The 7547-nt window shown below is 69.3% G+C and carries 8 protein-coding genes; 4 read left to right on the top strand and 4 right to left on the bottom strand.

Annotated features, from left to right (window positions below):
* Positions 1 to 657 (bottom strand): ATP-binding cassette domain-containing protein (locus tag VNJ47_08415; protein ID HXG28858.1); only part of this gene is annotated, 657 nt, incomplete at its 3' end.
* Between VNJ47_08415 and VNJ47_08410 the strand changes: the two genes are divergently transcribed.
* The gene (locus tag VNJ47_08410) at positions 656 to 1285 is read left to right on the top strand and encodes an arylesterase (GenBank protein ID HXG28857.1); all 630 of its coding nucleotides are present in this window, start codon (positions 656 to 658) and stop codon (positions 1283 to 1285) included. The genes VNJ47_08415 and VNJ47_08410 overlap by 2 nt on opposite strands.
* Before the next feature lie 17 nt (positions 1286 to 1302).
* On the opposite strand, the gene VNJ47_08405 is transcribed toward VNJ47_08410, so the two are convergent.
* From VNJ47_08405 to VNJ47_08395, 3 genes are all read right to left on the bottom strand, one after another.
* Entirely contained in the window at positions 1303 to 2412 is a 1110-nt protein-coding gene (locus VNJ47_08405) for a hypothetical protein (protein HXG28856.1), read from the bottom strand.
* A 7-nt stretch (positions 2413 to 2419) separates the two neighbouring features.
* Positions 2420 to 2836: a pilin gene (locus tag VNJ47_08400; protein ID HXG28855.1), complete on the bottom strand. Its 417-nt coding sequence runs from the start codon at positions 2834 to 2836 to the stop codon at positions 2420 to 2422.
* A gap of 69 nt (positions 2837 to 2905) precedes the next feature.
* Positions 2906 to 3787, bottom strand: a complete 882-nt coding sequence (locus VNJ47_08395) for a sterol desaturase family protein (GenBank protein HXG28854.1) — start codon at positions 3785 to 3787, stop codon at positions 2906 to 2908.
* Positions 3788 to 3878: 91 nt separating this feature from the next.
* On the opposite strand from VNJ47_08395, the gene VNJ47_08390 reads away from it, so the two are divergent.
* The 3 genes from VNJ47_08390 to VNJ47_08380 all read left to right on the top strand — a co-directional run bounded on the left by VNJ47_08390 (position 3879) and on the right by VNJ47_08380 (position 7466).
* The gene (locus VNJ47_08390) at positions 3879 to 4922 is read left to right on the top strand and encodes an AraC family transcriptional regulator (protein ID HXG28853.1); all 1044 of its coding nucleotides are present in this window, start codon (positions 3879 to 3881) and stop codon (positions 4920 to 4922) included.
* Positions 4919 to 6109, top strand: a complete 1191-nt coding sequence (locus VNJ47_08385) for an MBL fold metallo-hydrolase (protein ID HXG28852.1) — start codon at positions 4919 to 4921, stop codon at positions 6107 to 6109. The genes VNJ47_08390 and VNJ47_08385 overlap by 4 nt, the downstream gene beginning before the upstream one ends.
* Before the next feature lie 88 nt (positions 6110 to 6197).
* A complete protein-coding gene (locus VNJ47_08380; GenBank protein ID HXG28851.1) occupies positions 6198 to 7466 on the top strand; it encodes an FAD-dependent oxidoreductase in 1269 nt (422 codons plus the stop codon).
* Positions 7467 to 7547 lie beyond the last annotated feature (81 nt).

Here is a 7547-nt window from a genome sequence, read left to right as displayed (position 1 = left end):
GTCGCGCAGCGTCAGCACGCGGTCGCAGCGCTGCGCCAGCGCGGCATCGTGCGTCACCAGGACCAGGGTGGTGCCGCGCGCGCGGTTGAGATCGAACAGCAGGTCGATGATGTGGGCGCCGGTCTCGATGTCGAGATTGCCGGTCGGCTCGTCGGCGAACAGGATCTTCGGGCGGCAGGCGAAGGCGCGCGCGATGGCCACGCGCTGCTGCTCGCCGCCGGACAGCTGGTGGGGCGCGTGCCGCAGCCGCTCGCCCAGTCCCACCTGGCCGAGGATCTCGCGCGCGCTGTCGGCGGCGCGCACATCGCCGGCCAGCTCGGCCGCGAGCATCACATTCTCCAGCGCAGTGAAGCCGGCCAGCAGCTGGAAGGACTGGAACACGAAGCCGACCCGGCCGGCGCGCAGCGCCGCGCGCGCGTCCTCGTCCAGCGCGTGCAGCGCATGGCCGTCGATGCGGATTTCGCCGCGTGTCGGCAGGTCCAGGCCCGCCAGCAGCGACAGCAGCGTGGTCTTGCCCGAGCCGGAGGCGCCGAGGATGGCGACACTTTCGCCGGCGGCGACGGTCAAATCGACGCCGCGCAGGATGGACAGTGTGGCGCCGTCGCGTCCGCCGACGGTAATCTGTTTGTGCACATCACGGGCCTCGATGGCATTCATGCTCAAGCGACTGCTCCTGATTCTGGTTCTGCTGCCGGCGCTGGCGGGCGCCGCGCCGCCGCGCGCGCCCGTCATCCTGGTCACGGGCGACAGCCTCAGCGCGGCCTACGGCATGGGCTTGGACCAGGGCTGGGTGGCGTTGTTGCAGCGGCGGCTGGAGCAGCAAGGCTATCCGCACCGCGTGGTGAATACCAGCGTGAGCGGCGAGACCACGCGCGGCGCGCTGGCGCGCCTGCCGGCGGAGCTCGCGCGCCACAAGCCCGCCATCGTGCTGATCGAGCTGGGCGCCAACGACGGGCTGCGCGGCCAGCCGCTGAGCGCGCTGCGCGCGAACCTGCGGCGCCTGATCGCGCTCAGCCGGCAGGCCGGCGCGCAGCCGGTGCTGTTCGAGATGCGCCTGCCGGCCAACTACGGGCCGCAGTACACCGAGGAGTTCCGGCGGAGCTTCGGTGAAGTGGCAAAGACAGAAGGTGTAGCGCTGGTACCGTTCTTCATGGCCGCCATCGCGCTCGACCCGGGCTATTTCCAGGACGACGGCATTCACCCGAACGTCGCTGCGCAGCCGAAGCTGCTCGACGCGGTATGGCCGACGCTGGTTCCGCTGCTCGGCCCGGTCGCGCGCCAGTAAGGGGCGTGTGACGCGCGTCAGCCGGCGCCGGGATCGGTCACACTGGCCACCACCACCTCGCCGGGCGCCGACCGCGCCAGTGCAGACTCGGCCGCGGCCAGGGTCTGCGCGGGATCGGGCACAGCGCCGCAGACGGCCGCCGCGCGCAGGCGCAGCCCGGTCGTCACGAGCCGGGTCTGGATGCGCGTAGCCGCGGCACGCGCGCCGTCGAGGTCGCTGTCCGGAAGCAGCAGGGCGAGGGTGGTGGCGGCGTAGCGTGCCGGCGTGTCGGAATGCAGCCGTGCCTCGTCCAGGACGATCGCGGCCGCGGCCTGCAGCTCCGCGACACTTGGCGGCGCCTGGTCCCTCCTCTCCAGCGCCAGCAACAGAAACGTGCAGCGTCCGCCCTGGCGGCGGCAGCGGCCCTGTTCGGCGCGCAGCCGCTCGAGCAGGAAGGCGCGGCAGAACAGGCCGGTATCGGGATCCAGGCGGCGCGCCGGGGTGAGCCGGTCGTCCAGCGGATGGCAGCGTGCGCGCAGCGCCTGGCCCAGGGCCGCACCGGCGAGCAGCACCACCAGCACGGTCCAGCGACCCAGGGCGGTGCCTGGATCGGTGAAGGCAAAGATGTCGGCCAACACGCCGCGCGGCTGCAGCAGTTCAGCCCGCTCCAGCAGCACCACAGCGGCGTGACCGCCCAGCAGATAAGCGAACAGCCACCAGCCGCCGGCGCCGGGCAGCGCCGTCAGTGCCGCAACCAGCAGCACCGGCAGCAGCGGCAGCAGGGGGCCGGCAACGGAGCCGGTCACGTGGAAAGCGGCGAACAGGTGCAGTCCCGCCCAGACCAGTACGGCGGCCAGCAGCCAGCGCACGCGATGCTCGGCGTTGCGCGGCACGCGTTCGTACCAGTCGGGCTGCAGCAGCAGCGCCGTCAGCACCAGCGTGATCAGTGCGAATTCCAGCAGAATGGCATTGTAGGTGACCGCGAAACCGCCCAGCTGCGGCCACGCGAAATCGGTGCCCAGTCGGATCCACAGCGTGGCCGCGGCGAAGCCCGCCACGCCGAGCCAGGCCAGCAGCACCAGCGTGCGCAGCAGCAACAGCTGATCCTCGAGCAGCAATCCGGGCAGGCGGGGCGTGGTTCTGTTCATGGCGGCATCATTGGCAAGCGAGGGGCAGATAACGGCGCGGCAGGCTGGACTGGCAGGACCAGCCGATGCTTCCCGGCGTCGCGGTCGGCCGCAGCGACAGCGTCTGTCCATCCAGGGCCGGGTCACGGAAGGTGATCCGGATCTCGCCGCCGTCCAGGATTTCCAGCGCGCGCACATGCACCGTCGCGTAGTTCGCCGGCGGTTCCAGCCCGGCGCTGGCGTTGTCGGCGGGAAAGCGACCGTGATAGAGGTGATATTCAGCGATGGCGGTCTTCGCACTGCTCGCCAGCGCGAAGCCTTGCGTCACTTTGGCACGGGTGGCGTACAGCTGGTAAATGGGAATCGCGATGGCCACGAGGATGCCCACGACCGTGAACGCGATCATCAGCTCGATCAGGGTGAAGCCGCGTGGCGCCTGCCTCAAGGTCACTCCTGCACGGGATCCGTACACCAGCCTCGCGCAAAACGGCCGTGTGCGCAATCGCGCGGCGACTCAGGCGGGGCGTCGGTAATCCGGCGGCGCCCACAGGTGCTTGAGGCGCTGGCCCAGCGACCCCGGCCGCAGCACGTCGCGCCACATGGCGACGAACTCGTGGAAGTTGAGCACCAGGAAGTTATAGCTCCGCACCGGGCGCGGGATGCCGTACTCCACTTTTTCGACCTCCGGCTCGAAAGTCCCGAACAGGCGGTCGAAGATGATCAGGATGCCGCCGTAGTTCTTGTCGATGTACTGCGGATTCCGGCCATGGTGCACGCGGTGGTGCGAGGGCGTGACGAACAGGTATTCGATCCACGGGTGCAGCTTCTTCACCGACTCGGTGTGCACGAAGTACTGGTAGGACAGGTCCACGGCGTACAGGAAGAACACCACCGACGGCGAAACGCCCAGCAGCACCAGCGGCATGAAGAACAGCCACCAGCCGGTGATGGAGTACAGCAGGCTCTGGCGCATGGCGGTGGTCATGTTCATGCGCTCGCCGCTGTGGTGCACGACATGCGCGCTCCAGAACCAGCGCACGCGGTGCGAAGTGCGGTGGAACCAGTAATAACAGAACTCCACGCCCAGCAGCATCAGCGGCAGGGTCCAGACGTTGACCGGGATCTCGAACAGCCGGTGCTGCCAGAACCAGGCCACCGCCGCACCGGTGAACAGCGCATGCGCGATCAGCTCGAACACCTGGTAGGCGCCGCCGAGCGACAGGTTGGCGGCGATGTCCTTCCAGAAGAACTGCTCGCGCCGGCCGCGCCCGCGCATCACCTGCCATTCGATCGCGAACGCCATCAGGAAGACCGGCGACAGGCCGATCAGCAACACCTGTTTCCAGTCCACATCGGCGCCGAAGGTCGCGACGATCCAGTCGATCAATGCCTGCATGGCGATTCTTCCCGGTTGGGGCTTGGTTGACGATGGCCGGCATTGTGGGCGAGCCTGCCGCCTTCTGCCTTGACCCTGGCCGCCAGTGCCGATGACCCAGAACGACAGTCCCAAAACGCGGGTCAACACGGCCTCGGTGGCCTATCTGCAGGCCCTGTTCGACTACGCGCAAGCCCATGATCTGCCTAAGGAAAGCCTGCTGGCCGGGCATGCGCTGCAAAGCGCCGACCGCGATGCGCGACTGACCGAGGCCGAGTGCGCGGCGCTGTTCGACCGCGCCGCCGCGCTGCTGCAGGACGACGCGCTCGGCCTGCACGTGGGCGAGCACATCCGCCCGGGGCATTACGGCGTGCTCGGCTACGTGGCCATGAACTGCGCCACGCTGGGCGAGGCGCTGGCGCGGCTCAACCGCTACCAGGCGCTGGTGCTGGACATCGGCCCGATGGGCCTCGAGCTGCGTGGCGACGAGCTGCGGCTGAGCTGGTCGCCGGATTCCGAGCGGCCGTACCGCCAGCTGGCCGAGTTCAACCTCGCCGGGCTGGTGACCTTCGCGCGCTGGATCAGCGGGCGCCGCGAGGCGCCGCGGCGCATCGAGTTCAACTACCCGGCGCCGGCCGACATCCGCGAGCACCGTCGCATCTTCGACTGCGAGCTGCTGTTCGACCGGCCCTGTTACGCCATCGGCCTGCCGCAGGCCTGGCTGCAGCAACCCTTGATCCAGCCCGATCCGACCATGCGCGAGCTGATGCTGCGCCTGGCCGAGAAGCAGATGCTGGCGCTGGTGCGCGGCGACGACGCACTGGCCCGGGCGCGCGGCCTGATCGCGCAGCAGCTGAGCGAGGGCGAGCTCACGCTGGAGCAGCTGGCGGCGCGCCTCGACATGAGCGCCCGCACCCTGCAGCGCAAGCTCAGGGAGGCCGGCCTGAGCTACACCCAGCTGCTCGACCAGGTGCGCAGCGCACTGGCCGAGCGCTACTTGGCGGATCCGAAGCTCGATCTGAACGACCTGGCCTTCCTGCTCGGGTTCTCGGAGCAGAGCGCCTTCCAGCGCGCCTTCAAGCGCTGGAAGGGCGAGTCGCCGGGGGCCTGGCGCAAGCGCCTGCACAAGAGCCAGCAAAAGGGAGGCTCACGATGATGCGGACCGGTTTGAGCACGACTGCGATAGGGCTGTTGTTACTGCTCGGGGCCTGTTCCGGCGGCAGTGGTGGAGACGGAGGCCCAGCCGCCGGCGCGCGCGTGGCGCTGAGCGACTGGACGCCGCTGCCCGCAGCGCGCTTCGTCCAGGTGCCGGCCGAGGTGCAGGCGGCGCGCGACCGGATTCTGGGGCCGAACGCCACCGATCCGGCCTATGTGAAGCTGTGGTGGTTCGGCGTGTCCAGCTTCATCGCCTCGGCCGGCGGGCACCTGTTCCTGTTCGACGCCTGGGAGATCGTCGGCCTGCACGCCGACTACGTGCCGATCGGCCGCGAGGAGCTGGCCGCGCTCAGACCGGAGGTGATCTTCGTCGGCCACGGCCATTTCGACCACGCCGCCGACGTGGGCTATGTCGCCGGGCGCACGGGCGCGGTGGTGGTGGGCTCGGAGGAGATCTGCGACACCGCCAAGGCGGATGCCGCGCGCGACGGCAATGAAAACAATTTTCGCTGCCTGATCACCGGGACGATGGACACGCCCGCCCCGGGCACGATCCAGGCCGTGAAGCTGTGGGCCGATCTGCCGGAGGTGCATATCCTGCAGCACATCCATTCGGCCGCCACGCCGGAGCCGCAGGACCCGGGCACGCCCTTCATCCACATCCCGGACCTGCTGACCTTCCTGATCTATCTCAACACCGATCCGCAGGAAACCGCGCAGTTCATCCCGACCCTGGGCGATCCGCAGGGCGGCACCTGGGCCTATCACCTGCGAGTCGGCGATTTCAGCCTGCTGTGGCACGACTCGGTCGGCCCGATCAACGACGGCAACCCCTTCGCCGCCGAGGTGCAGCGCGCGCTGGATGCCTTCCCGGGCTGTGTGGATGTGCAGGTCGGCGCGATCGTAGGCTTCAACCAGCCGCTCAACGGCCTGCGCGACCCGCGCCTGTACGTGCAGCACGCCCATCCGCGCGTGTTCCTGCCCACGCACCACGACGCCTGGGCGCCGGTGGTGGGCGGCGGCGCCGCCGGTTACGAAGACGCCTGGCGCGCCGAACTCGCCGCGCTCGAGCAGCCGCCGGAACTCGACTACCTGCGCGACCCGGAGGACTACCTCAAACCGCGGGCCTACCGGGTCAGTGACCCGCGCTGGGCCGAGCCGATGCCGGGCTCGTCCTGTGCCCCTTGATGCGCCCGGCTGCATCCGGTTTGCGCGCTGCGGCGTAGTAGCGGATGGCCGTGCGATTCCGCGCGGCGGTCGCGGACACACTCAAACCATGAAAATCGCCATCATCGGCTCCGGTATCGCCGGCCTCGGCGCCGCCTGGCTGCTGCAGCGTCGCTACGACGTCACGCTGTTCGAGCAGGCAGGCTACGCCGGCGGCCATACCAATACTTTCCTGCATCGCACGCCGGAGGGCGAGGTGCCGGTGGATACGGGCTTCATCGTCTACAACGAGCCCTGTTATCCGCATCTCACCGGACTGTTCCGCACGCTCGGCGTGGAAACCCGTGCCAGCGACATGTCCTTCGGCGTGTCGATCGGCGATGGCGCCTTCGAATACGCCGGCGACAACCTGGCCAAGCTGTTCGTGCAGCCGGCCAATCTGGTTTCGCCTGCGCACCCCCGCATGCTGCTGCAGATCCTGCGGTTCAACCGGCTGACCCGCAGGCTGCTGCGCACCGACCGGCTGCCGCGCTACACCCTGGGCGAGTTCCTCGACCAGCATGGCTTCGGCCGTGCGCTGCGCACGCGTTACCTGGGCCCGATGGCCGGCGCGATCTGGTCCACCTCGACGCGCACCGTGTTCGACTATCCCTTTCCGGAGTTCGCGTATTTCTTCGACAGCCACGGGCTGCTCGACCTGGTGAACCGTCCGCGCTGGCGTACCGTGACGGGCGGCAGCCGCCGCTACGTCGAGAAGATGCTGGCGGGCTTCCGCGGCCGGCTGCACCTCAATGCGCCGGTGCAGCAGTTGCACCGCACGAAGGATGGCGCCTGGTTGCGCGTGGGCGGTGAGGTGCTGCGCTTCGACGCCGTGATCGTGGCCTGCCACGCCGACCAGGCCCTGCGCCTGCTGGCCGATCCCGACGAGGCCGAGACAGCCGTGCTGCGGGGCGTGCCCTACGCGCGCAACCGCGCGGTGCTGCACACCGACACAGGCCAGCTGCCCAAGCGCCGCGCCGCCTGGTCGTCCTGGAATTACATCGGCCGCGAGGATGCGCTGAACGACGACCCGGTCACCGTCGCCTACTGGATGAACCGGCTGCAGGGCATCCGCGCGCCGCGGGACTACATCGTCACCCTCAATCCCCTGACGCCGCCGCGTCCCGAAACCGTCATCCACGAGGTGGAGTATGACCACCCGCAGTACACCCCGGCCGCCCTGATCACGCGCCAGCGGCTGCCGGAGGTCCAAGGCCGCCGCCGGACGTGGTATTGCGGGGCCTGGACGGGGTATGGTTTTCACGAGGACGGGCTCAAGTCGGCGGTGAACGTCGCGCAGGCCCTCGCGGTCGAAGTGCCCTGGTTGAACGGGGGATGAGCGTGTTGCGGCAGACTGGGATGCCGGGCCAGACGCGGTCAGCCGGGGCGGATGCCTGGCTCTATCCGAGTCGTGTGACGC

It is taken from the genome of Nevskiales bacterium (assembly GCA_035574475.1).
In the GTDB taxonomy this organism is placed as follows: domain Bacteria; phylum Pseudomonadota; class Gammaproteobacteria; order Nevskiales; family DATLYR01; genus DATLYR01.
This window is presented reverse-complemented; position numbering and strand designations above follow the sequence as displayed.